29 protein-coding genes and 1 riboswitch are annotated in these 23581 nt (G+C 69.6%); of the genes, 19 read left to right on the forward strand and 10 right to left on the reverse strand.

Annotated features, from left to right (window positions below; translation table 11 throughout):
* Positions 1-63: 63 nt before the first annotated feature.
* From rpmB to cobA, 6 genes are all read left to right on the forward strand, one after another.
* On the forward strand, positions 64-300 hold the full coding sequence (gene rpmB / locus SD37_RS19035; protein ID WP_005149951.1) for a 50S ribosomal protein L28: 237 nt from the start codon (positions 64-66) through the stop codon (positions 298-300).
* Positions 300-467, forward strand: coding sequence for a 50S ribosomal protein L33 (gene rpmG, locus SD37_RS19040; protein ID WP_005149953.1), 168 nt, complete (start codon positions 300-302; stop codon positions 465-467). The genes rpmB and rpmG overlap by 1 nt, the downstream gene beginning before the upstream one ends.
* Entirely contained in the window at positions 467-772 is a 306-nt protein-coding gene (rpsN, locus tag SD37_RS19045; protein ID WP_044853169.1) for a 30S ribosomal protein S14, read from the forward strand. Before rpmG ends, rpsN begins: the two co-directional genes overlap by 1 nt.
* Before the next feature lie 5 nt (positions 773-777).
* Complete coding sequence (gene rpsR, locus SD37_RS19050) at positions 778-1017, forward strand: 30S ribosomal protein S18 (RefSeq protein ID WP_418189816.1); 240 nt, start codon at positions 778-780, stop codon at positions 1015-1017.
* A 64-nt stretch (positions 1018-1081) separates the two neighbouring features.
* Complete coding sequence (locus tag SD37_RS19055; RefSeq protein WP_044853171.1) at positions 1082-1489, forward strand: ankyrin repeat domain-containing protein; 408 nt, start codon at positions 1082-1084, stop codon at positions 1487-1489.
* A 54-nt stretch (positions 1490-1543) separates the two neighbouring features.
* On the forward strand, positions 1544-2779 hold the full coding sequence (gene cobA / locus SD37_RS19060) for a uroporphyrinogen-III C-methyltransferase (RefSeq protein ID WP_044853172.1): 1236 nt from the start codon (positions 1544-1546) through the stop codon (positions 2777-2779).
* Here cobA and SD37_RS19065 read toward each other — a convergent pair.
* Together SD37_RS19065 and SD37_RS19070 are read right to left on the reverse strand one after the other, a co-directional pair.
* Positions 2749-3309 carry a GNAT family N-acetyltransferase gene (locus SD37_RS19065; protein ID WP_044853173.1) on the reverse strand — a complete coding sequence of 187 codons (561 nt, stop codon included), beginning with the start codon at positions 3307-3309 and terminating at the stop codon, positions 2749-2751. The two genes, cobA and SD37_RS19065, sit on opposite strands and share 31 nt — an antisense overlap.
* On the reverse strand, positions 3299-4186 hold the full coding sequence (locus SD37_RS19070) for an alpha/beta fold hydrolase (RefSeq protein WP_044853174.1): 888 nt from the start codon (positions 4184-4186) through the stop codon (positions 3299-3301). The genes SD37_RS19065 and SD37_RS19070 overlap by 11 nt, the downstream gene beginning before the upstream one ends.
* Positions 4187-4316: 130 nt before the next feature.
* Between SD37_RS19070 and SD37_RS19075 the strand changes: the two genes are divergently transcribed.
* From SD37_RS19075 to SD37_RS19085, 3 genes are all read left to right on the forward strand, one after another.
* On the forward strand, positions 4317-5159 hold the full coding sequence (locus tag SD37_RS19075) for a crotonase/enoyl-CoA hydratase family protein (protein ID WP_044853175.1): 843 nt from the start codon (positions 4317-4319) through the stop codon (positions 5157-5159).
* Between the two features lie 39 nt (positions 5160-5198).
* Positions 5199-6896 (forward strand): AMP-binding protein, encoded by a 1698-nt coding sequence (locus tag SD37_RS19080; RefSeq protein ID WP_044853176.1) that lies wholly within the window; start codon positions 5199-5201, stop codon positions 6894-6896.
* Between the two features lie 134 nt (positions 6897-7030).
* Positions 7031-7789 (forward strand): D-Ala-D-Ala carboxypeptidase family metallohydrolase, encoded by a 759-nt coding sequence (locus SD37_RS19085; RefSeq protein WP_044853177.1) that lies wholly within the window; start codon positions 7031-7033, stop codon positions 7787-7789.
* A gap of 6 nt (positions 7790-7795) precedes the next feature.
* Here the strand turns inward: SD37_RS19085 and SD37_RS19090 are convergent, their stop codons facing one another.
* Genes SD37_RS19090 through SD37_RS19105 form a run of 4 tightly spaced genes read right to left on the reverse strand, consistent with a single transcriptional unit; the run spans position 7796 to position 11560 of the window.
* Positions 7796-8428, reverse strand: a complete 633-nt coding sequence (locus SD37_RS19090) for an NUDIX domain-containing protein (RefSeq protein WP_044853178.1) — start codon at positions 8426-8428, stop codon at positions 7796-7798.
* Positions 8425-9618: an adenylosuccinate synthetase gene (locus tag SD37_RS19095; RefSeq protein ID WP_044853179.1), complete on the reverse strand. Its 1194-nt coding sequence runs from the start codon at positions 9616-9618 to the stop codon at positions 8425-8427. Before SD37_RS19095 ends, SD37_RS19090 begins: the two co-directional genes overlap by 4 nt.
* Entirely contained in the window at positions 9615-10589 is a 975-nt protein-coding gene (locus tag SD37_RS19100; RefSeq protein ID WP_044853180.1) for a hypothetical protein, read from the reverse strand. The genes SD37_RS19095 and SD37_RS19100 overlap by 4 nt, the downstream gene beginning before the upstream one ends.
* Before the next feature lie 2 nt (positions 10590-10591).
* Positions 10592-11560 (reverse strand): adenylate cyclase, encoded by a 969-nt coding sequence (locus SD37_RS19105; RefSeq protein ID WP_044853181.1) that lies wholly within the window; start codon positions 11558-11560, stop codon positions 10592-10594.
* A gap of 126 nt (positions 11561-11686) precedes the next feature.
* Between SD37_RS19105 and SD37_RS19110 the strand changes: the two genes are divergently transcribed.
* Complete coding sequence (locus tag SD37_RS19110) at positions 11687-12631, forward strand: hypothetical protein (protein ID WP_145926667.1); 945 nt, start codon at positions 11687-11689, stop codon at positions 12629-12631.
* Positions 12632-12876: 245 nt separating this feature from the next.
* Here the strand turns inward: SD37_RS19110 and SD37_RS19115 are convergent, their stop codons facing one another.
* A complete protein-coding gene (locus tag SD37_RS19115; protein WP_044853183.1) occupies positions 12877-13260 on the reverse strand; it encodes a hypothetical protein in 384 nt (127 codons plus the stop codon).
* A gap of 23 nt (positions 13261-13283) precedes the next feature.
* On the reverse strand, positions 13284-13793 hold the full coding sequence (locus tag SD37_RS43815; RefSeq protein WP_236725417.1) for a hypothetical protein: 510 nt from the start codon (positions 13791-13793) through the stop codon (positions 13284-13286).
* A 308-nt stretch (positions 13794-14101) separates the two neighbouring features.
* Between SD37_RS43815 and SD37_RS19125 the strand changes: the two genes are divergently transcribed.
* The 6 genes from SD37_RS19125 to SD37_RS19150 all read left to right on the forward strand — a co-directional run bounded on the left by SD37_RS19125 (position 14102) and on the right by SD37_RS19150 (position 17499).
* On the forward strand, positions 14102-14335 hold the full coding sequence (locus SD37_RS19125) for a hypothetical protein (protein ID WP_044853184.1): 234 nt from the start codon (positions 14102-14104) through the stop codon (positions 14333-14335).
* Between the two features lie 37 nt (positions 14336-14372).
* Positions 14373-15008, forward strand: coding sequence for a CDP-alcohol phosphatidyltransferase family protein (locus SD37_RS19130; protein ID WP_044853185.1), 636 nt, complete (start codon positions 14373-14375; stop codon positions 15006-15008).
* Positions 15009-15071: 63 nt separating this feature from the next.
* Positions 15072-15455, forward strand: coding sequence for a glycine cleavage system protein GcvH (gcvH, locus tag SD37_RS19135; RefSeq protein WP_044853186.1), 384 nt, complete (start codon positions 15072-15074; stop codon positions 15453-15455).
* 125 nt (positions 15456-15580) lie between these two features.
* Positions 15581-16048, forward strand: coding sequence for a glycogen accumulation regulator GarA (gene garA / locus SD37_RS19140; protein WP_037305121.1), 468 nt, complete (start codon positions 15581-15583; stop codon positions 16046-16048).
* A complete protein-coding gene (gene ftsR / locus SD37_RS19145; RefSeq protein WP_081736219.1) occupies positions 16045-16806 on the forward strand; it encodes a transcriptional regulator FtsR in 762 nt (253 codons plus the stop codon). The genes garA and ftsR overlap by 4 nt, the downstream gene beginning before the upstream one ends.
* A 219-nt stretch (positions 16807-17025) precedes the next feature.
* Positions 17026-17499: a bifunctional nuclease family protein gene (locus SD37_RS19150; protein ID WP_005150031.1), complete on the forward strand. Its 474-nt coding sequence runs from the start codon at positions 17026-17028 to the stop codon at positions 17497-17499.
* Between the two features lie 50 nt (positions 17500-17549).
* Here SD37_RS19150 and SD37_RS19155 read toward each other — a convergent pair whose 3' ends face one another.
* A complete protein-coding gene (locus tag SD37_RS19155; protein WP_044853187.1) occupies positions 17550-18194 on the reverse strand; it encodes a TetR/AcrR family transcriptional regulator in 645 nt (214 codons plus the stop codon).
* A 267-nt stretch (positions 18195-18461) separates the two neighbouring features.
* Between SD37_RS19155 and SD37_RS19160 the strand changes: the two genes are divergently transcribed.
* A complete protein-coding gene (locus SD37_RS19160; protein ID WP_044853188.1) occupies positions 18462-19043 on the forward strand; it encodes a MerR family transcriptional regulator in 582 nt (193 codons plus the stop codon).
* Positions 19044-19089: 46 nt separating this feature from the next.
* Positions 19090-19191, forward strand: a riboswitch (glycine riboswitch).
* Positions 19192-19360: 169 nt separating this feature from the next.
* Entirely contained in the window at positions 19361-22240 is a 2880-nt protein-coding gene (gene gcvP, locus SD37_RS19165; RefSeq protein WP_044853189.1) for an aminomethyl-transferring glycine dehydrogenase, read from the forward strand.
* Positions 22241-22243: 3 nt separating this feature from the next.
* Here gcvP and SD37_RS19170 read toward each other — a convergent pair whose 3' ends face one another.
* Positions 22244-22606, reverse strand: coding sequence for a nuclear transport factor 2 family protein (locus SD37_RS19170; RefSeq protein ID WP_044853190.1), 363 nt, complete (start codon positions 22604-22606; stop codon positions 22244-22246).
* A 136-nt stretch (positions 22607-22742) separates the two neighbouring features.
* Here SD37_RS19170 and SD37_RS19175 point away from each other — a divergent pair, with 136 nt between their 5' ends.
* Positions 22743-23549: a helix-turn-helix domain-containing protein gene (locus SD37_RS19175; protein WP_044853467.1), complete on the forward strand. Its 807-nt coding sequence runs from the start codon at positions 22743-22745 to the stop codon at positions 23547-23549.
* The last annotated feature ends 32 nt before the right edge of the window (positions 23550-23581 follow it).

A 23581-nucleotide genomic window follows, 5' to 3' on the forward strand; every position in this document is an offset into this window, starting at 1 on the left:
GCGTTCTGGTTCGGCTGTGTAGAGTAAATGAAAACGACAACCGATATCAACTTGGGAGGGTGCATGTCAGCCGTGTGCCAGGTCACCGGCCGCAAACCGGGCTACGGGAAGCAGGTGTCGCACTCGCATCGGCGCACGTCCCGGCGCTGGGAGCCGAACCTGCAGGCCAAGCGGTACTTCGTGCCGAGCGAGGGGCGCTGGGTCCGGCTGCGGGTCTCGGTGAAGGGCATGAAGACCATCGACAAGCGGGGGATCGAGGCCGTGGTGGCCGAACTCCGCGCGAAAGGGGTGAAGCTCTGATGGCCAAGAGCACCGACATCCGGCCGATCATCAAGCTCCGCTCGACGGCCGGGACCGGCTACACGTACGTCACGAAGAAGAACCGCCGCAACGACCCGGACCGCATGGTGCTGCGCAAGTACGACCCGGTCGCGCGCAAGCACGTCGAGTTCAAGGAGGAGCGCTGATGGCCAAGAAGTCCAAGATCGCCAAGAACGAGCAGCGCAAGGTGATCGCCGCCCGCCACGTCGGACGACGGCGCGCGCTGAAGGCCACCATCGCCTCGCCTTCCGCTTCCCCCGAGGAGAAGGCGGCCGCGGTGTCGGCGCTGCAGGCGATGCCGCGGGACGCCAGCGCGACCCGGATCCGCAATCGTGACACCGCCGACGGCCGCCCCCGCGGCTACCTGCGGAAATTCGGGCTCTCGCGGGTCAGGATGCGGCAGATGGCGCACAACGGTGAGCTGCCCGGCGTCACGAAGTCGAGCTGGTGAGCGCCATGGCACGGCCGACGCGGGACCGCCCCCTCAAGCGCAAGACGAACCTGTTGCACGCCAACAAGATCACCGAGGTCGACTGGAAGGACACCGATCTGCTGCGGAAGTTCATCTCCGACCGGGGCAAGATCCGCGCCCGCCGGGTCACCGGGCTGACGCCCCGGCAGCAGAAACAGGTCGCCACGGCGATCAAGAACGCCCGTGAGATGGCGTTGCTTCCCTATCCCAACGCGGGCCGCTGAGGCCTGGAGTCCGGGCGGTGTTCACGCACCGCCCGGACCGCGGCTCCTGTGGAAGAATCGCCGTATGACGGAGAACCCCGGGCAGCCCGAGGAATTCGACCCCGAACTGCTGGCGCTGTGGGCGAAGGTGTTCGGTTACGCCAGGGCCGGCGCGACGGCCGATCTCGTCGCGTACGTCGACGCGGGTGTCTCGGCGAATCTGACCAACGACCGGGGCGACACGCTCGTCATGCTCGCCGCCTATCACGGTCACGCGGAGACCGTCGCGGCGCTGATCGAGCGCGGCGCCGATCCGAACCGCGAGAACGACCGCGGCCAGAGCCCGCTCGCCGGCGCGGTCTTCAAGAACGAACCCGGCGTCGTGAAAGCGCTCCTCGCGGGCGGTGCGGACCCGGCGGCGGGGGAGCCGTCGGCGATCGACGCGGCCAAGATGTTCGGCAATACCGAGCTGCTGGCCCTGCTGGAACGCTGAGGCGGTTCTCACTCGGATCGCGGTCCGGGCCACTGAATCCTTACACTGCCCCGCATGGATGACCCGCATTACCTCTCCGGCCTCGACCTGGCCGGCCGTCGTGTCGTGATGATCGGTGGCGGGACGGTCGCCCAGCGCCGCCTGCCGCGGTTGATCGGCGCCGGCGCGCGGGTCGAACTGGTCTCACCGCATACGACGCCGTCGGTGAGCGCCATGGCCGACGCGGGGGAGATCGTCTGGCACGAGCGCCGCTACACCGAGGGCGACCTCGCCGACGCCTGGTACGCGCTGGCCTGCACGAACGACCCCGAGGTCAACGCCGCCGTCTGCGCCGAGGCCGAACGCGCGCGGGTGTTCTGCGTCCGCGCCGACGACGGAGACCTCGGCAGCGCCGTCACCCCGGCCTCGGGCAGGCACGGCGGACTGCTGGTCGGCGTCCTTTCCGGCGGGGAGCCGCTGCGGTCGGCCACCGTCCGGGACAGCATCCTCGACGGCCTCCGTGCTGGCACCGTCGCCGACGGCCGCGTGCCGGACGCCCACGACGACCTCCCCGGGGTCGCGCTGGTGGGCGGTGGCCCCGGCGATCCGGAGCTGATCACCGTCCGCGGCCGCCGTCTCCTCGCCAGGGCCGACGTCGTCGTCGCCGACCGGCTGGCCCCGCGCGAACTGCTCGACGAACTCTCGCCCCACGTCGAGATCGTGGACGCCGCGAAGATCCCCTACGGCCGCGCCGCCAGCCAGGACGTGATCAACTCCACGCTGATAGACCGGGCGAAGGCGGGCAAGTTCGTCGTCCGGCTCAAGGGCGGCGACCCGTACCTGTTCGGCCGCGGCTTCGAAGAGGTCCTCGCCTGTGCCGAAGCGGGCATCCCGGTGACGATGGTCCCCGGCATCACGAGCGCGTTCTCCGTCCCCGCCGCCGCGGACGTCCCGGTGACCCACCGCGGCGTCGCCCACGAGGTCGTGGTGGTGTCCGGCCACGTCGCGCCGGGCGACGAGAAGTCGCTGGTGGACTGGGATCTGCTGGCGAAGATGCGCGGCACCATCGTGCTGATGATGGGCGTCGAGCGGCTCCCGCTCTTCGCGAAGGCGCTCCTGGACGGGCGGCCGGGGGACACCCCGGTCGCGATCGTCGAGGACGGCACGATGCGCACCCAGCGGGTCCTTCGATCCACTTTGGACAGTGTGGTCGAGGACGCGGCGGCGGCCGGGGTGCGCCCGCCCGCGGTGATCGTCTTCGGTCCGGTGGCGGGGCTGGCTCAGCCCTCGTGGTCCCCGCCCGAGACATAGAACCAGTCGGCCCCGTCCTCGCCGGGGGTGTCGAAGTCACTCGCCCTGACCAGACCGGCCCGGAGGGCCACCCGCTGCGACGCCACGTTCTCCGGCCGGACGCGGGCGATCACGAGGTCGTCCGGCCGGTGGGCGCGCACCCAGCCCATCGCCGCCGTCGCGGCCTCGACGGCGTACCCGGAACCCCAGGCGGAGGGGAACAGCCGGTAGAAGAGGTTCAAGACCACGTGACGGCCGAAGCCGGCGACCTTCACGCCGCAGAACCCCAACGACTCCGGTGAATCCCGCCGCCTGACCGTCCAGTACCCGAAGCCGTACTGATCCCACTGGTCCGACCAGCGGAGCAGGAGCAGTTCCGCGTCCTCGCGGGTTTCCAGCAGGTCCGACGGGTTGTGCGCACACGCCTCCGGATCGGTGTGGAGGGCGAAGATCGCGTCGAGGTCTTCGGGCAGGGGACGGCGCAGGAGCAGTCGCGCGGTCCGCAGTTCCGTCGCGCCCGGGTCCCGGGACGGCTCCGGCTCAGCGGTCATGGCAGCGCGCGGAGAACCCGGCGATCGCCTCGGTCAGCCGGCTCGGGTCGAAGCGCAGTTCGACCGGGCTCCTCGCCTGGACGAACTCGGCCGCCGGCATGTCCGCGGCCAGCGTGTCGGCGTCCCCGAAGGGATGGATCGGGTCGCGTTCGTGCCCGATGACCAGTGCCGGGGTCTCGATCGTCCGCCGGATCGATTTGGGCGGCGCGATCCGGCCGAAGAGCACGCCGTGCAGGAGCGCGGCCATCGGCGCGGGTTCCTGGGAAAGCGTGTCGGTGACGACGTCGACCCATTGGTTGCCGTGCGGGACGAGTTTCGCCGCCAGCGCCACGCCCTGCACGGTCACCGGCAGGAACCGGGCGGCCATGAGCAGCGGGGCGAAGGTGATCAGCCCGGCGACGATCGCGTTGTCCAGCACGGGCATCTCGACGACCAGCCCGAGCGCGCGTTCGGGCGCGGCCACGCCCACCTCGAGCGCGACGTTGGCGCCCAGCGACGTCCCGCCGATGACGGCGGCGTCGATCTCCAGGTGGTCGAGGAGCGCGACGGTCTGCTCCGCGAACGCGGGCATCGAGTACAGCCACGAGTCGGTGGGCCGGTCCGAGTCGCCGTGACCGAGCAGGTCCAGCGTCACCGCGCGGAAACCGGCGCGCGCCAGCTTGCGGGCGAGCGGGGCGTGCATCCGCCTCGTCAGCATGATGCCGTGGGTGAGGACGACCACCCGGTCGCCGGAGCCGAACTCGGTGTAGGCGAGCCGGTGCCCCTCATGGGTGAAGGATCCCGACAGCTCGATCGGCCGGGAAGAGCGTTCCCGGTCCCGTCCGGGGATCAGTGCGGGCAGGTCGGCGACCGCGGTGGCGCTGCTGGCCGGGCTCATCTCCCACCGTCCTTCGTCGATCGTCGGGGTACTCACCGGTATTGCCCGGTGATACCAGGAAAGCATCTCAGGCCCGGTCGGGCACAGTGGCCGTTGGCAGCCTGTCAATCACATGAGTCAAGATGACCCCATGACCGCTACAGCTGACAGTCTTCCCGATCTCGTTTCGCTCAAGGTGGAGATCGACGGGCACGTCGCCGAAGTGACGCTGCTCGGTCCGTCCAAGGGCAACGCGATGGGCCCCGATTTCTGGCGTGAACTGCCGATCGTCTTCCGCGCCCTCGACGCGGACCCCCAGGTCAGGGCGGTCGTGCTGACCGGCGGCGGGAAGCACTTCTCCTACGGGCTCGACCTGCCCGCGATGATGCCGAGCTGGGGCGAGATGCTCGGCGGGGACGCGCTCGCGGGCCCGCGGACGAAGTTCCTCGACGAGGTCAAGACCCTGCAGGCGAGCGTGTCCTCGATCGCCGAATGCCGCAAACCGGTCATCGCCGCCATTTCCGGCTGGTGCATCGGCGGCGGTGTCGACGTGATCGCGGCCGCCGACGTCCGCCTGGCGAGCGCGGACGCGAAGTTCAGCGTGCGCGAGGTCAAGGTCGCGATCGTCGCCGACCTCGGCAGTCTGCAGCGGCTCGCGCCGATCATCGGCGAGGGGCACCTGCGCGAACTGGCCTTGACCGGCAAGGACTTCGATGCCGCCCGCGCCGAGAAGATCGGCCTGGTCAACGACGTCTACGCGGATCAGGAGACGCTGCTGGCCGAAGCCCGCGGGATGGCGCGGGAGATCGCCGCCAACCCGCCGCTGGTCGTGCAGGGCACCAAGAACGTGCTGTCGGCCAACACCGAACGCCAGGTCGCCGAAGGCCTGCGTTACGTCTCGGCCTGGAACGCGGCGTTCCTCCCCAGCAAGGACCTCGGCGAGGCCGTGCAGGCCTTCCTCGAGCGGCGCGCGCCCGAGTTCAAGGGAGAGTAGAAAGAACCCGCGGCCACCCGGCGGACCAGGAGGAAGATCGTGAGCGCTTCGGAGGCACACCGCACGTTCCGCGAGGCACGGGACTACCTGCAGGCCCATCGCGAGGACTACGAAACCGCGTATCGGGACTTCACCTGGCCCCGGCCGGCCGAGTTCAACTGGGCGCTGGACTGGTTCGACGTCGTCGCGGCCGATCCGGCCAATCAGGACCGGTCCGCGCTGTGGATCGTCGAAGAGGACGGCGCCGAGAACCGCTGGACCTACCCGGAGATGGCCCGCCGGTCGAACCAGGTCGCGAACTGGCTGCGCTCACTCGGCGTCCGCCGGGGCGACAGGCTGATCCTGATGCTGGGCAACCAGGGTGAGCTGTGGCAGACCATCCTCGCCGCGATCAAACTGGGCGCGGTCATCATCCCGGCCTCGACCCTGCTCGGCCCGGCGGATCTCACCGACCGGGTCGAGCGGGGCGCGGCGAAACACGTGGTGATCCGCTCCGCCGACGCGTACAAGTTCGAGAACGTCGACGGCGACTACACCCGGATCGCCGTCGGCCAGCAGGTCGAGGGCTGGCGGTCCTTCGTGGACGCCTACGAGCAGCCGGAGACCTTCACCCCGGACGGGCCGACCGCGGCGGACGACCCGCTCCTGCTGTACTTCACCTCCGGCACGACGGCGAAGCCGAAACTGGTGCAGCACACGCAGGTCTCGTATCCGATCGGCCATCTGTCCACCATGTACTGGATCGGCCTCGAACCGGGCGACGTCCATCTCAACATCTCCTCGCCGGGCTGGGCGAAACACGCGTGGAGCAACGTTTTCGCGCCGTGGAACGCCGAAGCGACGGTGTTCCTCTACAACTACGCGCGGTTCGACGCGGTTTCCCTGATGGCGCAGATGGAACGGTGCGGTATCACCAGTTTCTGCGCACCGCCGACGGTGTGGCGGATGCTGATCCAGGCGGATCTGACCGTGCTGAAGACACCGCCGCGCAAGGTGGTCGGCGCGGGCGAGCCGCTCAACCCCGAAGTGATCGACCAGGTCGAAAAGGCCTGGGGCGTCACGATCCGCGACGGTTTCGGGCAGACCGAGAGCAGTGTCCAGATCGCCAACACCCCCGGACAGGAGGTCGTGCCCGGGTCGATGGGCCGCCCGCTGCCCGGTTTCACCGTCGCGCTCGTCGACCCGGTCACCGGCGAACGCGCGCGGGAGGGCGAGATCTGCCTCGACCTCGACCAACGCCCGGTCGGGCTGATGACCGGCTACGCGGACGACGAAGAGCGCTCCGCCGCGGCCTTCGCGAACGGCTTCTACCACACGGGGGACGTCGGCTCGATCGACGAACGCGGCTACATCACCTATGTGGGCCGGACCGACGACGTCTTCAAGGCGTCGGACTACCGGATCTCACCGTTCGAACTGGAAAGTGTCCTGCTGGAACACGAAGCCGTCGCCGAGGCGGCCGTGGTCCCCGCGCCCGACCCGATCCGGCTCGCGGTGCCGAAGGCGTACGTCGTGCTCTCGAACGGCCACGCGCCCACGGCCGAGACGGCGGCGTCCATCCTGGCCTTCTGCCGCGAGAATCTGGCGCCCTACAAGCGGATCCGGCGGCTGGAGTTCGCGGAGCTGCCGAAGACGATCTCCGGCAAGATCCGGCGGGTCGAACTGCGGGGCCGCGAGACCGGCACCGGCGAACGGCCGGCGGGGGAGTTCCGCGAGGAGGACTTCCCCTCCTCGTGAGTCCGGGCACCTCTGTGGGTCGAACGAACCACAGTGCGCCAGGTGAAGACGCGTTAGCCTGCTGGGTAGTGAATCGTTGACATCCCGTGGGGGTCACGGGACTCACCTTCCCTGCCTTGAAAGGTGTTCCTGTCATGCGTATTCGTCTTCTGCTGCCCATGCTCGCCCTCGTGGCCGGACTCGGCACCGCGGTGGCCGCTCCGGCCGCCGCCGATCCGGGCCCGGTGACCGCGGGGGACATGACCGCCGCCGACGCCTGCTACACCTGGGGACGCACCCTGTCCGAGGGTGCGTCCGGCGACGACGTCCGGCAATTGCAGATCCGGGTCGCCGGTTACCCCGGTTACGGCGGCGTGCTGGCCCTCGACGGCCAGTTCGGCGCGGGCACCAAGGCCGCCGTCACCCGGTTCCAGCAGGCGTACGGGCTGGGCGCCGACGGCATCGCCGGACCGGCCACGTTCGCGAAGATCTACGAGCTGCAGGACAACGACTGCACGCCGGTCAACTTCACCTACGCCGAACTGAACCGGTGCAACTCGGACTGGTCGGGCGGCAACGTCCCGGCCGCGACGGCGAAGGCCAACGCACTGGTGTCGATGTGGAAGCTGCAGGCGATGCGGCACGCCATGGGCGACCGGCCGATCGACGTGAACGGCGGCTTCCGCAGCGTCGCCTGCAACAACGCGGTCGGCGGCGCGACGAACAGCCGCCACCTCTACGGGGACGCCGTCGACCTCGGGGCCGGGTCGCAGGGCTTCTGCGGTCTCGCGCGGCAGGCCCGCAACCACGGGTTCAGCGAGATCCTCGGGCCGGGCTACCCCGGCCACGACGATCACACGCATGTGGCGCACCGGTCCAGCCGGTTCTGGTCGGCGTCCTCCTGCGGGATCTGAAACCCGTCACTCCCAGCGCCACAGCGAAGGCGGCCGTCCTCCTTTCGGGAGGGCGGCCGCGTGCTCGGTGGTCCGCCGCAGGCCGGGGACCCGTTCCATGGTCCGGCCCAGATTGGCCGGATAGGGGCGGTCGCCGGTCAGCGCTTCGGTGACGTCGAGCGCCTGGGCCGTGGTGAACGTCCGGCCCAGCAGCCCGGCGGTGAAGGAGACATCGCGCCACAGCCGGTCGGCCAGCAGCGGACGGCAGTCCGCCACGATCCGGTCGTGGTCGAACGCCAGTGGCGGGACCTCGTCCAGCGGCACCCACACCACGTCTCCCGGCTCGTCGAGCGCGGGGGACGTGGTGGCCCACAAGGCGATGGAGAGCGTCGGGCCGCGCGGATCACGGTTCGGCTCGTCGAAGGTGGCGAGCTGTCCCGTCGCCGAGAGCGCGCCGGGCGGCAGCCCGAGTTTGGTGACGGCCGCGCGGGCGGCCGCGTCCCTCAGCCGTTCCCCGAGCCCGAGCAGCACCCCGGGCAGGGCGAGAGCCCCCTGGAAAGGCTCGGCGGCCCGCGGCGCGATTCCCAGCAGCACGGTCCGGGCGGCGGGGGCGAACCGCACCACCAGCACGTCAACGGACACCGGCGTCGACTCGATCACGCGTTGATTGTCGACCTTGTCTCCACGAGGCGGTAACCGGCCCTGTCCGGGCCGTACCCGGCGACGGCCACCGGCAGCCGGGCACCGAACCACGCCAGCGGATCCGGCAGGTCGACGGCGGGGGAGCCGTCCGCGGGCACGACCTTCAGCCCGCTCGCGTCGAGATGGGTCACCGCGAGCGCGTCGACGCCCTCGCAGGCCGCGATCGCGTAGTCCAGCAGTGCGGCGTCGAGATGTCCGGCCCGCCACGAGCCCTGGTACTCGCCGGTGCCGTTGTGCGCCTCGGGAAAACGGGCGAGCACGGTGGCGGACTCGGTCGGGAGCGGCCCCGCGCCGTGCCGGGTGAGGTAGGTCCGCGTGACACCGACGACGGCGTGCGGGCGCCCGCCCAGCAGCGCGCGGGCGTTGTGCGGTGTGGTCGTGGACCAGGTCGTATGCGGGTGGAACCCGTGGTGCTGGTCGAGGAGAACCCCCTGCGCTCCCTCGAACACCAGCCGCCCGGAATCCGCCAGCCGCCCCGTCTCGTCCCCGTCGGTGATCCGCACCGCGCCCGCGAAATCGCGGTAGAGCGCCACCAGTTCGTCGATGCCGTGCGGTGGAGTGGCCAGCGGGGCGTAGAACCGCGCGAGCGCGTCCAGTTTGCGCCGCAACACCGACGGCCGGGCGCAGTCGGCGACCGTGGGCGCTTCCCCCGGCGTCCCGATCACCTCCTGGTTCTCCACCACCGCCCCCGGCGCGGCCCCGCGCAGCAGCGAGTACCAGACGGTCTCGCCGACGCCCTTCCCGCACGAGCCGTGCCGGTTCGCGCCGCGGGCGTCCTCCCGCGCCCGGTTGGCGTGAATGTGGAACGGGGTCGTGAGCAGCGCCCCGCCGTCCACGCTCAGCAGCGAAAGCGGGTCCCGGACACCCGCCGCTTCGAGCCGTCGCGCTTCCTCGGCCAGCGCGAACGGCTCGACCAGCACGAACCGGGACAGATGGGTGGGCACGCCGGCGAATGTGCCCGCCCCGAACTGGCTGAAGGTGTGGTGCCGCCCGTCCGCGACGACGTTGTGCGCGGCCTGCGCGCCGCCGTTGAACCGGACGACGGCGGTGGTGGGCTGTCCGGCGCAGAGCGCGTCGACCACGGCTCCCTTGCCTTCGTCGCCGAAGCCGAGCCCGACCACCACCACGTGCCCGTCCAGCAGGCTCATCGCAGTACCACGTCGTTCGGCCCGTCCGGCTCGGGCACCGCCGAGGTGACGACCGATCGGGCGCCCAGTTTCGCCAGTGCCTTGCCGACCGCCGCGCTTTCGGCGACCGAGCCGATGTCCGCGAGGTCGGCGAGTGCCCGGTCGACGTCGACGACCCGTTCCTCCAGGCCGATCGTGGCCGCGATCAGTTCGCACACCGCGCCGGGATCGTCGAGTTTCAGGAAGTTCTGGCCGAGCAGGCCGTTCCAGTGCTCGCCGATCTCCGGATCGTTGTAGTACGAAGACTGGTTCGGCAGCACGAAGTACACGTGCCACTTGCGGGCCAGTTCCCGGTACACCGACGCCGGGTCGATGTCCTCCCGCACGTCGTCACCGAGTACGCGGCGGAGGTGGCGGGCTTCCAGCGCGGGCTTGTTCAGTTCGTCGCCGATGAGGAACAGGTAGCCCTTGCGGCCGCGTTTCCGCCAAGCGTCGGTGACCACGTGCCGCGCCATGAAATAGGCGGCCAGTTCGTAGGATTCGCTCTTCTGCCCGCCGCCACCGCCTTCGAGGAAGATCGTGCGCAGCTGCTCGTCCATCCGGTTGTCCGACTCGAACTGCCCGACCTGCAAAGGCACCCTGTCGCTGTCCGCGTCGCCGATCGCGCCGAAGAGGACCTGCGGATCGGCCAGATAACCGCGGCGCTTCAGCAATCCGTGCAGTTTGCCGAGTTTGCCCTGCATGACCCGCGGCACCCGGCGCATCGAGCCGGTGACGTCGAACAGCACCGCGATCGGCGTCGAATCGGCGTGGTCGGCCGAATCCCGGCATTCCCGGACGGCGTCGAGCGGATCGAGCGCGGGTGCGACCTTCCACTCCGTCGCGGGCTTGGAGCGAAGATCGGCGGTGTAGCCGAAGTCGTCCTCGCCCTTGGCCGCGCGGAAGGTTTTCGCGGCGGCGTAGGCGTTGTCGTCCCAGTGTCCGTGTCCCATGGTCAGGCTCCTGTCTCGGGGATGGTGAAGGGGCGGAAGGTGCGGGGGCCGTACAGGTCGGCGAGCAGGTGGTCGTACTCGTCGAGCAGCTCGACGGCGTCGGGCCGCTGTCCCGGGGCGTCCTGCGTGCACCACGTGGCGAACTCGCGTTGACGGGTTTCTCCGGGCGCCAGCAGGGAAAGCATCAAGCGGTGGAGCATGTGGACGTCGGTGGCCGCGGTCATCGGCAGTCCTTTGTGGACCTCGGGCGGATAGTCGACGGCTCCGTCTGAGGCCAGCGGTGGCACACCGTCCTCGACGGCGAAGGACCAGCCGATCAGGACGATGCCGTGCCGTTCGGGGTGGACCAGCACGTTGTCGGCGGTCAGATGGCCGTGGACGACACCCGCGCGATGCGACCCGGCCACGGCGCGCAGGAGGCGCCGGTGCATCCAGGCGTAGTCGCGGCCGTCGAGGCCGTCCGGGAAGGCCGTCCGGATCTCGGCGAGGGTGGTGAACCCGTCGATGAGCGGTTCGAGGACGCTGAACGCCCGATCGCCCCGCACCACCGGACCCGACGTGTCGAGCAGCCGCGGGTAGTACGGGCGCAGCCAGCGGTGCCGTTCGGTGAAGGCGTCGAGTGCCCGCAACGCTGTCCACTCGGCGTGGATCAGCGGGTTCAGGGCGGGGGAGCGGACGAGTTTGACCAAGTGCGGGCCGGTGGTCCGGTACGTCGTCGCCACACTGCCCACCGCGTGCGCGCCGGTGAGGGTGTAGGCCGACGTCGCCGTCGTGACCGTCTGTCGGCGGGCACGTTTCCAGTCGCCGTAGAAGCGGTTGAGGGTGGCCGCGGCCTGCCGCGCCCGGGCGTCGCCGGGATTCCGGTCGGGATGGACGGCCGCCGCCAGATCGCGGTAGCCGTGGCGGGCGAACAGCGAGGCCGCGTCGACCGAGTTCTCGATCATCGTCACGGCGTCGTCCCTGGTGAGCATAGTTTGAGTCTATACGACTCTTACTTGCGATGACAAGCGGCTCCGGAAAAGATCTTGTCGGCAGAAATCCTGTGCCCGCCTGCCCTTGGCGTTGCCTACCCTGGAGCGACGGTGCGGGGGTGAGCGGTGACAGTCCAGGAACAGGCGCGGAACAACGAACAGCGAACCCGAGCTGTGGCGGGCTTGATCGTGCTCGGGGTCGTTCTGGGATTCCTCGCGGCCTTCGTCGGCCGATGGGCCGCCGAGGGGCTGGGCGGAACCCACGTCGTGCGTGCGGTGGTCAGCGAGTCGGACTTCACGATCACCGAAGGACAGAACGGTCCGCACACCATCTACGAGGTCCGTGCGGTCACCGAAGACCGCCGCGTGATCGAACTCCCGGTAGGGGAGGAATTCCGCCGCGGGGAGCCCGTGGTCGCCCGGCTTTCCTCGCTGACGGACCGGGTGCTGTCCGTACGTGGCGCGCGCGCCGAGGTCGAAGCCCATCACACCGGGGAGAAGATCGCCGCGATGTCACTCGGCGGCCTGCTCCTGGCGTTCGGGGTTCTGGCGATGTGGCAGGGGCGCCGTCTGCTGCCGGGGAGGCTGGGGACGGCGCGGGCAGTGCCGTCGTTCCTCGCCGGTGTCGTCTTGGCCTCGTTCGTCGTGCTGACTCCGGTCGGCTTCGGCGGGACGGCTTATCGCCCGGGAGTCGATCCCGCGCTGAATCTGTGGAAGTACGGGCGTGAGGCCGGGGATCCGCCGGCGGTCGGCCGAGGAGGGACCGTCGTGGCCGGGGAACTGACGCTGCGCGTGACCGGAATCCAGCCGCGGCCGCCTGAAGGAGCCGCCGCGTGGCTGAGCGATTTCCACGTTCTCACGCTTCGGGCCGAGGCGAGGGGGCTGGGTGACACATCGCTGAAGCTGTCCGCCGACGAGCACGGCGAGCCGCGGCGGGTCGATGGCTGCGCGGGCGCTCCTGGCGCCTTCGACGGCACTACGGGGCTCGTCTGTTTCGTGGTCCCGCCCGGCTACCGGACTGGGTACCTTCTCGTCGGGGAACGCGGCCACGAAGCGTGGTTGACGCTGTAACCGCGACAGACAGTCCGTGAAGGTCGGCAAAGTCGGCATTGTGCGGGTCAGAGACCTCTTCATCAGGGCGCAGGCCGTCGATGAAGGAATTGGGACGTTGAGTGTCCCAATTCCTTCATCGACGCGGGGTCACCCCCGTTGCAAAGCTTGATCAGCAGAAGATCAGCGACACGCCCCGGGGACCGGTACGCCCCCGAGCGTGGAGGCGGGGGACCTTCACGGACTTTCGACAGCTGACGAGAGCCTCAGGAGCGCTTCGCTTCGATCTGCCGCTCGTCTTCGGTCGAGCAGGTCGTCACCGGATCGTTCGGCCCGCTCCCGCAGGTCCAGGCACCGATCACCACCGGCCCGGGGCCCTGCGGCGAGGTGGCCTCGGCGGGCGTCAGCTTGGCGAAGTAGTCCGTGAACACCTGGGTCGCTTCGGCGCAGTCGGTCTTCCCGTAAGCGACGACCTTGTTCTTGGCTCCTTGGAACCCGGCGATCTCGCCGCACGGCGTTCCAGGGGGCGCCTGTTCTGAGGCGGGAGCGGCGGACGGCGGCGCGGGCGTTGCCGACGGGGCGGGATCGGCCCCGCAACCGCTCAGCAGGACGACGGCGACCGCGGCGGGAAGTACGGAGAGGCTCTTCATGGGCCCTTCTTCTCGGGGATGGTTCATTCGACGGGAACGACGGCGGCGAACACGTTCTGCTCGCCCTTGCTGCAACTGGTGCCGCCCTGCGCGGCGGGGGCGCCGGAAACGCACAGCCAGCCGTCGACGGTCTCGCTGACCGGCTCGTCCGACTCCGCGGACTGGCGTCCGGCGATCCTCCGGTGGAACGAGCCGACGATCCCGGTCGCGTCCGCGCAGGAGACCCCCGGTCCGTTGAGCACCTGAAGGGTCAGCCCGCTCGCCGCGGTGACCGTGCCGCACGAACCCTGTACCGGTTCAGCGGGTTTCGGTTTGGGGGCGGGATTCGGGGCAGTGGGCGAACTCGGCGCGCTCTGCGACGGGATCGGCGGTAGCGAACCGGGTGACGTGGGCGAAGGGGTCGCGGGCGGCGAAAGCGTCGCGGACGTGACAGCCGGTGGCGGACCTTCGCCCGAACAGGCGGCGAGCGTGCCGACGGCGGCGCAGGCCGCGAACAGGCGCCGCCACGATCCCGTGGTCGTCGAGACGGGCAAAGCGATCCTTTCGTCGGCCGGTCATGGCCGGCCCATTCTGACCCGGCCGGGCCCGATGCCGTGGCATTGAGCCACGTTCGATTCGCGGGAGGCTATCGCGACGGCGGCGCGGCGGAACGCGAGGACCGCCCAATCACTGTCCATTATGGACAATTAACATGCCGTTCACGGCGCGACAACACACCGCTGTCGTCGCGAACCGATCGGACGAATCCGGCGCCGGACCGTTAACGCCCGGCCCTGTTCTGCCGAAAACAAAGGTAGCGCTCCGGCGTGTCCCAGTCCCCGTCACCGAAACCGTGAGAGCGATGAAGACCGACGAACAGAACGATCCCGCGTCATTCGAGGCCACCGCACCGGCGAGCGCGGAGCTGCCGCCCACGGCACCGTGCACCGTCGTCTGGTGCGGCGGCCGCCCGTACGTCCTGGAGAGTTCCGCCGGGCACATCCGCTGGATGGGCACCGACCATCGGGGCAGGCCCGTGGCGCTGACCAGCGCGGACCTGCAGCGCCGCGGCTGGAGCCACACCCGGGCCAGCTGAGCCGGACGACGGGGGCGGCTCTGGATAGGCTGCGCGGGTGAGTACGCCCCCCGAACCGAGCGTGACCAGCGAAGAGCCCTCTTTGCTGCGGCAGGCCCTGAACGTCCCCAACATGCTTTCGATCCTCCGGCTCGCCGGGGTGCCGGTCTTCCTGTGGCTGCTCCTCGGCCCGAAGGAGGACGGCTGGGCGCTCGCGCTGCTGGTGTTCAGCGCCCTCACCGACTGGCTCGACGGCAAACTCGCGCGCTGGCTGAACCAGATGTCGCGGCTCGGGCAGCTGCTCGACCCCGCCGCCGACCGGCTCTACATCCTCGCGACGCTCATCGCCTTCCTGCTCCGCGACATCATCCCGTGGTGGCTCGTGGTCCCGCTGGTCGTCCGCGAGGCCGTGCTGGGGGTCTGCGTGCTCCTGCTGCGCCACCGCGGGTTCGCCCCGCCGGAGGTCACCTACATCGGCAAGGGCGCCACCTTCGTGCTGATGTACGCGTTCCCGCTCCTGCTGCTCACCCAGGGTGGTTCCGACATCGCCGCGGTCGCCCGCCCGATCGGGTACGCCTTCACGGCCTGGGGCGCGGTGCTGTACGTCTATTCGGGCGTGCTGTACGTCGTCCAGACCGTGCGGGCGCTGCGTTCGGCCGAAACGCCCGCGTTGCGGGAGGCGCCGGGCGCGTGACCCGGCGGGATGCGAAACTTCGCGCGTCGGTTTCGAGTGAGGGCATCAGAAAGGGGAGCGGCGTTGTCCACTCCAGAAGAACTGCGCTACACCGAGGAACACGAGTGGGTCTCCGTACGCGACGGAGGGCTCGTGCGCGTGGGCATCACCGAGTACGCGCAGGACCAGCTCGGTGACGTGGTGTTCGTCGAACTGCCGGAGGTCGGCAAGCAGGTCGGCGCCGGCGACACGTTCGGCGAGGTCGAATCGACCAAGAGCGTTTCGGAACTGTTCGCCCCGCTCGACGGCGAGGTGGTCGCGGTCAACGACGCGGTGACCGAGTCGCCCGAACTGATCAACAGCGACCCCTACGGCGAAGGCTGGCTCATCGAGCTCCGGCTCGACGACGCGACCTCGGTCGAATCGCTGCTCGAGGCCGAGGCGTACCAGGCACTGATCCAGGAATAGCCGCAGGCCGCGGCCGTCCGATCCGAGTAGGGGGAGCCGCGGACCGGAGATTCGATCAGGCACGGTACGTTTGACCTCCACAAGTTCTTGAGTAGTGGCAACACACATGCGTTAGGAGAGCTCAGGTGAGCACGAACGACGGGCCCGGCGTTCCCCCGGAGCAGTCTCCGGAGCGGACTTCTGTCTTCCGGGCCGACTTCCTGGCCGACGTCGAAGGCACTGAGGCTCCTCCGGCTGCCGAGGCCCCTGTCCAGGGTGTGGACGCGCTGCCCGCGGGTTCCGCGCTCCTGGTCGTGAAGCGGGGCCCGAACGCGGGTTCGCGCTTCCTTCTGGACCGCGACACCACCAGCGCGGGACGGCACCCGGACAGCGACATCTTCCTCGACGACGTCACGGTCTCCCGGCGGCACGCCGAATTCCGCCGTGAGGGCGGCGAGTTCGTCGTCATCGACGTCGGCAGCCTCAACGGCACCTACGTCAACCGCGAGCCGGTCGACCAGGCCGTCCTCGCCGGTGGCGACGAGGTGCAGATCGGCAAGTTCCGCCTGGTCTTCCTGACCGGCCCGGGTCACGGGGGCCAGGGGGCACAGTGACGGCGGCCGGGCGGCCTGATCGGGATGCGTCGCAGCGCGATGGGTTGAGCATCGGGGCCGTGCTGGCACAGCTGCGCGGCGATTTCCCCGATGTCACCATCTCCAAGATCCGGTTCCTCGAGGCGGAGGGTCTGGTCCAGCCGGGCCGGACCCCGTCGGGGTACCGGCAGTTCGCTCCGGCGGACGTGGAGCGGTTGCGGTTCGTCCTGTCCGCCCAGCGGGATCACTACCTTCCGCTGAAGGTCATCAAGGAACAGTTGGACGCGGCGGATCAGGGCGCCGTGCCCTCGGCGGCGGGGCCCAGACCGCCGCGGAAACTCGTTTCGCTCGACGCCCCGGGGGAGAACGGCGGGCTGCCGTCCCCCGGGGACTTCGAGAGCGATCGCGAGATCAGACTGACCGAGGAAGATCTGCTCCGCCAGGCGGGCATCGACGCCGCCACCCTGGCTGAGCTGCGGCAATACGGTCTCGTTCGCCCTGGAGCGGCGGGTTTCTTCGATCCGGACGCGGTCCTCGTGGCGAAGACCGTGAAGGCGATGACCGAATTCGGTATCGAGCCGAGACATCTGCGTGCCTTCCGGGCCGCGGCCGACCGCGAGGTCGGCCTGCTGGAGCAGATCGTGACCCCGGTGTATCGGCACCGTGACGAGGACGCGCAAGCGAGGGGCGACGAGGTCGTCCGCGAGCTCGCCGCGCTGACCGTCGCGTTACATACGCTCTTGGTGAAGGCCGGGATACGGGCCGTCACAGGCGGCTGAGCGGCTCCGGGGGACCGGGAACCGTTGTGAGGTCACTTGTCAATGACTGAATGTTCGGCACCCTATGCCGTACCGTGAGAGTCGGTTTGCCGCGAGCGAACCGAGAATGTCGGAGACAGCGAGCACAGCGCTCGGAAGACGGGTAGCGTCGGAAGTGCCGTCGCTTGGTCGTCGAGACAAGCGCTGCAGCCCGTGTGCACGAGAGGGAGGCGAAGCCCGATGAGCGAGATGCGCGTCGTCGGCGTGCGGGTGGAGCTGCCCGCCAATCAGCCGATCTTGTTGCTGCGGGAAACCGAAGGCGAGCGCTACCTGCCGATCTGGATCGGCTCGGTCGAGGCCACCGCCATCGCCTTGGAGCAGCAGGGAGTCCGCCCGGCCCGTCCGCTGACCCATGACCTGCTCAAAGAGGTCATCGGAGCACTGGGCCGTGAGCTGGAACAGGTCGTCATCACCGACCTGAAGGAAGGCACGTTCTTCGCGGAACTGGTCTTCGACGGGGATATCCGGGTTTCGGCGCGGCCGAGCGATTCGGTGGCGCTGGCGCTGCGGGTCGGGGTCCCCATCCACGCCGTGGACGCGGTGCTGGAGGAAGCGGGCCTCATCATCCCCGACGAGCAGGAGGACGAGGTCGAGAAGTTCCGCGAGTTCCTCGACTCGGTCTCCCCGGAAGACTTCCGCGGCGCGGACACGTGATCGGCTCGTGAGTGGTAATGACGGTTCTAACCGTCATTACCACTCACGACTCAGGCCGCGGTCGCCCGCGTGAACAGGTCCGCCAGTTCCCGGCCGTATCGCTCCAGGTCCAGCTTCGGGTCCGCCGCGAACTTCGCGGCGACGCCGTCGATGGCCTGCGCGATCGACAGCGCCATCACGTCCGGCGCGAACTCGCCGAAAGCGCCTTCCCGTTGCCCCTGCCGTAGCTGGCGTTCGAGCCGGCCGGTGCGGAACTCCTCGACGATCGGGGCCGACATGAACCAGCCTTCCGCGTCGGAGCCGCTCGATGCCATCTCGACCATGACCCGCACCAGTTCCGGGTACGAGCCGAGGAACGCGATCTCCGACTCGATGTAGCCGCGCAGCAGCCCGGCCCGGTCGGTCGTGCCCTGGGTCCGCTCCTCGAGGAACTTGTCCTTCATGCCGGTCGCGGTGGTGACCACGGCCTGCATCAGGCCCGCCTTGTTGGTGAAGTGGTACGAGATGATCCGCGTGCTGGACAGCCCGGCCCGCTCCTTGATCTTCGCGAACGACGTCTTGTGGTAGCCGAGATCGGAGATCGTCGCGATCGTGGCCCCGATGATCTGCGCCCGCCGGGCGGCCTCGGTGACCGAGAGCCCCAGTTCGGCCTGCACCTCTTGCAGGGCGCTTTGCGTGGGCGATGTTACTTGCATGAGTAAAAATTAACACGGTCGAGTAAAAGTGGCAACCGCGCAGCCGATCGGGGGACGGTTCCGAAGAAGTCTCAAGAAGAGCTTGAGGCCGACCGCGCGTCGCGTTGACCGCTTTGCCGGACGCGCTTACCGTCAATGGAGGTAAATCGCCAAGGTGTGATTCGGATGTCCGGGGCATTCGTCTTGACGGTTCACTCCGGTGCGGACCCACCTGGGTCCGCGCGGCTTTGTTCGCCGGCCGCCAGGTCGGGCGAGGGGAGGCATGGCGTGGTCGAGGCTGGTAGCCCTCAAGAGCCGCTCGTTCCGGTCGCTGACGGCGAGCAGGGTGAGCTGTTCCCCGACTCTTCCCTCCCGGACGAACTCGTCGGTTACCGCGGTCCCGCAGCCTGTCAGATCGCCGGGATCACCTACCGGCAGCTCGACTACTGGGCCAGGACGAAGCTGGTCGCGCCGAGTATCCGCACGGCGCACGGCTCCGGTTCACAGCGGCTGTACTCGTTCAAGGACATCCTCGTCCTGAAGGTCGTCAAACGGCTGCTGGACACCGGTGTCTCGTTGCAGAACATCCGGGTCGCGGTCGACCATCTGCGCCTGCGCGGCGTCCGTGACCTCGCCAGGGTCACCCTGTTCTCCGACGGCACCACCGTCTACGAATGCACCTCGCCCGAAGAGATCGTCGATTTACTGCAGGGCGGTCAGGGTGTCTTCGGTATCGCCGTCAGCGGCGCGATGCAGGAGATCAGCGGCACCATCCACGAGTTCCCGGCCGAACGCGCCGACGGCGGCACGATCGAAACCGTCACGCCGGACGAACTCACGCAGCGCCGTAACGCACGTCGCACCGGCTGATCATGAAGCCGCGCGGGCGGCAGGGTAGGCTCACTTCCGCGGTCGACGAATCCGCGCGGGAGAGACCGAGTCGATAACCGTTGAGCTCGGCGCCGAAGGAGCAAGTCCTCCCCGGAACCTCTCAGGCACCCTGGACCGCGCGGACGAGACGCCTCTGGAAAGTGGTTCGCCAGGTCACAGCCTGGCGGCCCCGCCGACGGTGCAAGCCCGGCTCAACACTCGGGCGAAACTCTCAGGCGCTCCCACGGGAGTACGGACAGAGTGGGGAGGGCCAGGACATCCGTCCCGGCCTCACCCCGCGTCCTGGGAGGTCCCCGATGGAGCCCGTTTCTCTGGCCGCCCTCGAATCCGGAACCCCCTTCGCGGACCGGCACATCGGTCCCGGTCCGGAGGAACTCGCGCGCATCCTCGACGTCGTCGGCGTGAGGTCCCTCGACGATCTGGCCGAGCGGGCCGTTCCCGTGTCACTGCGGGAATCCGCGACACCGCCGGAGCTGCCGCCGCCCGCCACCGAGACCGCCGCGCTCGCCGAACTCCGCGCGCTGGCCGCGCGCAACCGGCCCATGGTCCAGATGATCGGTCTCGGCTACCACGACACCGTGACCCCGCCGGTGATCCGCCGCAACGTGCTGGAGAGCCCGGCCTGGTACACCGCGTACACGCCGTATCAGCCGGAGATCTCGCAGGGCCGCCTCGAAGCGCTGCTCAACTTCCAGACCATGGTCGCCGACCTGACCGGGCTGCCGATCGCGAACGCGTCGATGCTGGACGAGGCGACCGCGGCGGCGGAGGCGATGACGCTGGTCCGCCGGGCCGGCAAGGCGAAATCGAACCGGTTCGTCGTCGACGAGGACACGCTGCCGCAGACGATCGAGGTCCTGCGCACCCGCGCCGAACCGCTCGGCATCGACCTGGTGACCGCGGATCTCTCGCAGGGCATCACCGGACTCGGTCTCGGCGGCGACTTCTTCGGCGTGCTGCTCTCGTATCCGGGTGCTTCCGGCGTCGTCCGCGAATGGGAGCACACCATCACCGAGGCCAAGGCGCTGGGCGCGGCCGTGGTGATGGCGGCGGATCCGCTGGCACTGACCCTGCTGCGGCCGCCCGGGGAACTCGGCGCCGACGTCGCCATCGGGTCGACGCAGCGGTTCGGTGTGCCGATGGGCTTCGGTGGCCCGCACGCGGCGTACCTCGCCGTGCGCCAGGGGCTCGAACGCCAGCTGCCCGGACGGCTCGTGGGGGTCTCGAAGGACGCCGACGGCGCTCCCGCGTACCGGCTGGCGCTGCAGACCCGAGAGCAGCACATCCGCCGGGAGAAGGCGACCAGCAACATCTGCACCGCGCAGGTGCTCCTGGCGGTCATCGCGTCGATGTACGCGGTGTATCACGGGCCGGAAGGCCTGCGCGCCATCGCCAACCGCGCGCACCGGATGGCCACGGTGCTCGCCGCGGGGCTGGCCGAAAGCGGTGTCGACGTCGTGCACTGCGAATTCTTCGACACCGTCATGGTGGCGGTCCCCGGGCGCGCGGCCGGGGTCGTCGGCACCGCACGGGACCTCGGGGTCAACCTGCGGCTGGTCGACGCCGACCACGTCGCCGTCGCCTGCGACGAGACGACGACCTGTGAGCACCTTTCCCTGGTGTGGAAGGCTTTCGGTGTCGCGGTGTCCGATGTGGACTCCCTCGACGCGGACACCGCCGACGGCTTCCCGCCGGATCTGCGCCGCACCAGCGAGTACCTCACGCATCCCGTTTTCCACGCGCACCGTTCGGAAACGGCGTTGCTGCGGTACCTGCGGGCGTTGTCCGACAAGGACGTCGCGCTCGACCGGAGCATGATCCCGCTCGGGTCGTGCACGATGAAACTCAACGCCACGGCCGAGATGGAGCCGATCACCTGGCCCGAGTTCGCCGGTCTGCACCCGTTCGCGCCCGCCGAGGACGCGGCCGGGCTGCTCGTCATCGTGCGGGACCTGGAGCGCTGGCTGGCCGGGATCACCGGCTACGACGCGGTTTCCCTGCAGCCGAACGCGGGCAGCCAGGGCGAGTTCGCCGGGCTGCTGGCCATCCGGGCCTACCACCGCGAACGCGGGAACGCGGCCCGTGACGTCTGCTTGATCCCGTCGAGCGCGCACGGGACGAACGCGGCCAGCGCGGTAATGGCGGGCATGCGCGTGGTCGTCGTGAAATGCGACGACGAGGGCAATATCGACCTCGGCCACCTGAAGTCCACTGTGGACGAGCACGCGGACGACCTGGCCGCGATCATGATCACCTACCCCTCGACGCACGGCGTCTACGAGGACACCGTGCGCGAGGTCTGCGCGCTGGTGCACGACGCGGGCGGCCAGGTGTACGTCGACGGGGCGAACCTGAACGCGCTGATCGGCGTCGCGCAGTACGGGAAGTTCGGCGCCGACGTCTCGCATCTCAACCTGCACAAGACCTTCTGCATCCCGCACGGCGGCGGTGGCCCCGGCGTCGGCCCGATCGGTGTCCGCGCGCATCTGGCGCCGTACCTGCCGAACCACCCGCTCCAGCCGGACGCCGGCCCGGCCACCGGGGTGGGGCCGATCAGTGCCGCGCCGTGGGGAAGCGCGTCCATCCTGCCGATCTCCTGGGCCTACGTCCGGATGATGGGCGCGGACGGCCTGAGGCGCGCGACGCTGACCGCGGTCGCGAACGCCAACTACGTCGCCAAGCGTCTCGCGGAGCACTATCCGGTGCTGTACGCAGGGCACGAGGGACTCGTGGCGCACGAGTGCATCCTCGACCTCCGCGCGCTGACCAAACGGACCGGTGTCACCGTCGACGACGTCGCCAAACGGCTGGCCGACTACGGCCTCCACGCGCCGACGATGTCGTTCCCGGTCGCGGGGACGCTCATGGTCGAGCCCACCGAGAGCGAGGATCTCGGCGAGCTCGACCGGTTCTGCGACGCGATGATCGCGATCCGCGGCGAGATCGAGAAGATCGCCGCGGGGGAGTGGCCGGTGGCCGAAAGCCCGCTGCGGAACGCCCCGCATACCGCGCGCTGCCTCGCGGGCGAATGGGATCGCCCGTACAGCAGGGAGATCGCCGTCTTCCCGGCGGGTTTCACCGCCGCGAAGATCTGGCCCCCGGTGCGGCGGATCGACGGGGCCGCGGGCGACCGCAACCTCGTCTGCTCCTGTCCGCCGCCGGAGGCCTTCGCGTAGGTGTCAGCCGGGCATCTTGTCCAGAAAGCCCAGCACCTGCTTGATGCGCCCGTCCTCGACGGTGATCACGTCGAAGCCGATCGCGAGCGGCTCGTCGGCGCCGGGGGCGCCGAGGTACCACTGGAAGCGCGCGATGTCGTGGTGCGCTTCGGGGGCCGCGGGCAGGCTGAAGGTCAGCCCGGCGAACTGGGCCTGCGCGCCGGCGATGAAGCCGTCGACACCGTCGTGGCCGGTGACCGCGCCGAGCGGGTCGGTGTAGGTGGCGTCCTCGGTGAACACCTCGGCGATGAGCGCACGGCGCTTTTCGGTGTCCGTCTCGTTCCACACGGCGATGTACTGCTCGGCGACGCGCTGGATGTCCGACATGGTGTCTCCTTGTTTCGTTGTGGGGTAACCGATGACGCAACTCTGTCGGCCGAGGGTGGGTCCCGTCGATTACGCGTGAGGTAATGGCGGCGCGGCGGACGCGGTGCGTAAGTTCGTGATCGTGACGACCACAGTGATGGCGGGCCGCGCGGGCCGCCCTGTCGGCGAACTCCTGCGGGAATGGCGTGACCGCCGCCGGATCAGCCAGCTCGACCTCGCGATCAACGCCGACATCTCGACCAGGCACCTGAGCTTCGTGGAGACCGGGCGGTCCAAGCCCAGCCGCGACATGGTGCTGCGGCTGGGAGAACATCTGGAGGTGCCCTTGCGGGAACGCAACCAGCTGCTGCTGGCGGCGGGTTACGCGCCCGCGTACCCGGAGAGCGGGCTCGGCGATCCGGAGCTGGCCGCGGTACGCCAGGCCGTCCGGCAGCTGATGACGAGTCACGAGCCGTACCCGGCCGCCGTCGTCGATCGCGGGTGGAACCTGGTCGACGCCAACGCGAGCGTGTCGATCATGACCGACCTGGTGTCGCCCACCTTGATGACGGCGCCGGTCAACGTCCTCCGGCTGACCCTGCACCCGGAGGGGATGGCGCCGCATGTGCTCAACCTGGGGGAGTGGCGGGCACATCTGCTCGGCAGGCTGCGGCGCCAGGTGTCCCAGACGGCGGATCCGGCGCTGACGGAACTGCTGGAGGAGCTGGTCGCCTATCCGTGCGACGATCCCGTCCCCGAGGTGGAGGTCCCCGGCCCGGGTGACATCTTCGTCCCGCTGCGGCTGCGGCACGAGGGTGTGGATCTCACGTTCTTCAGCACGGTTTCCACGTTCGGGACCCCGTTGGACATCACGGTCGCCGAGCTGGTGATCGAGTCGTTCTTCCCGGCCGACGCGGACACGGCCGAGTATCTGCGCGCGTACGCCGCGCGCGGGATGGAATGATGCGGGGCGAGAAGTCCTGCCACAGACCCCAG

It is taken from the genome of Amycolatopsis orientalis (assembly GCF_000943515.2).
Lineage (GTDB): Bacteria > Actinomycetota > Actinomycetes > Mycobacteriales > Pseudonocardiaceae > Amycolatopsis > Amycolatopsis orientalis.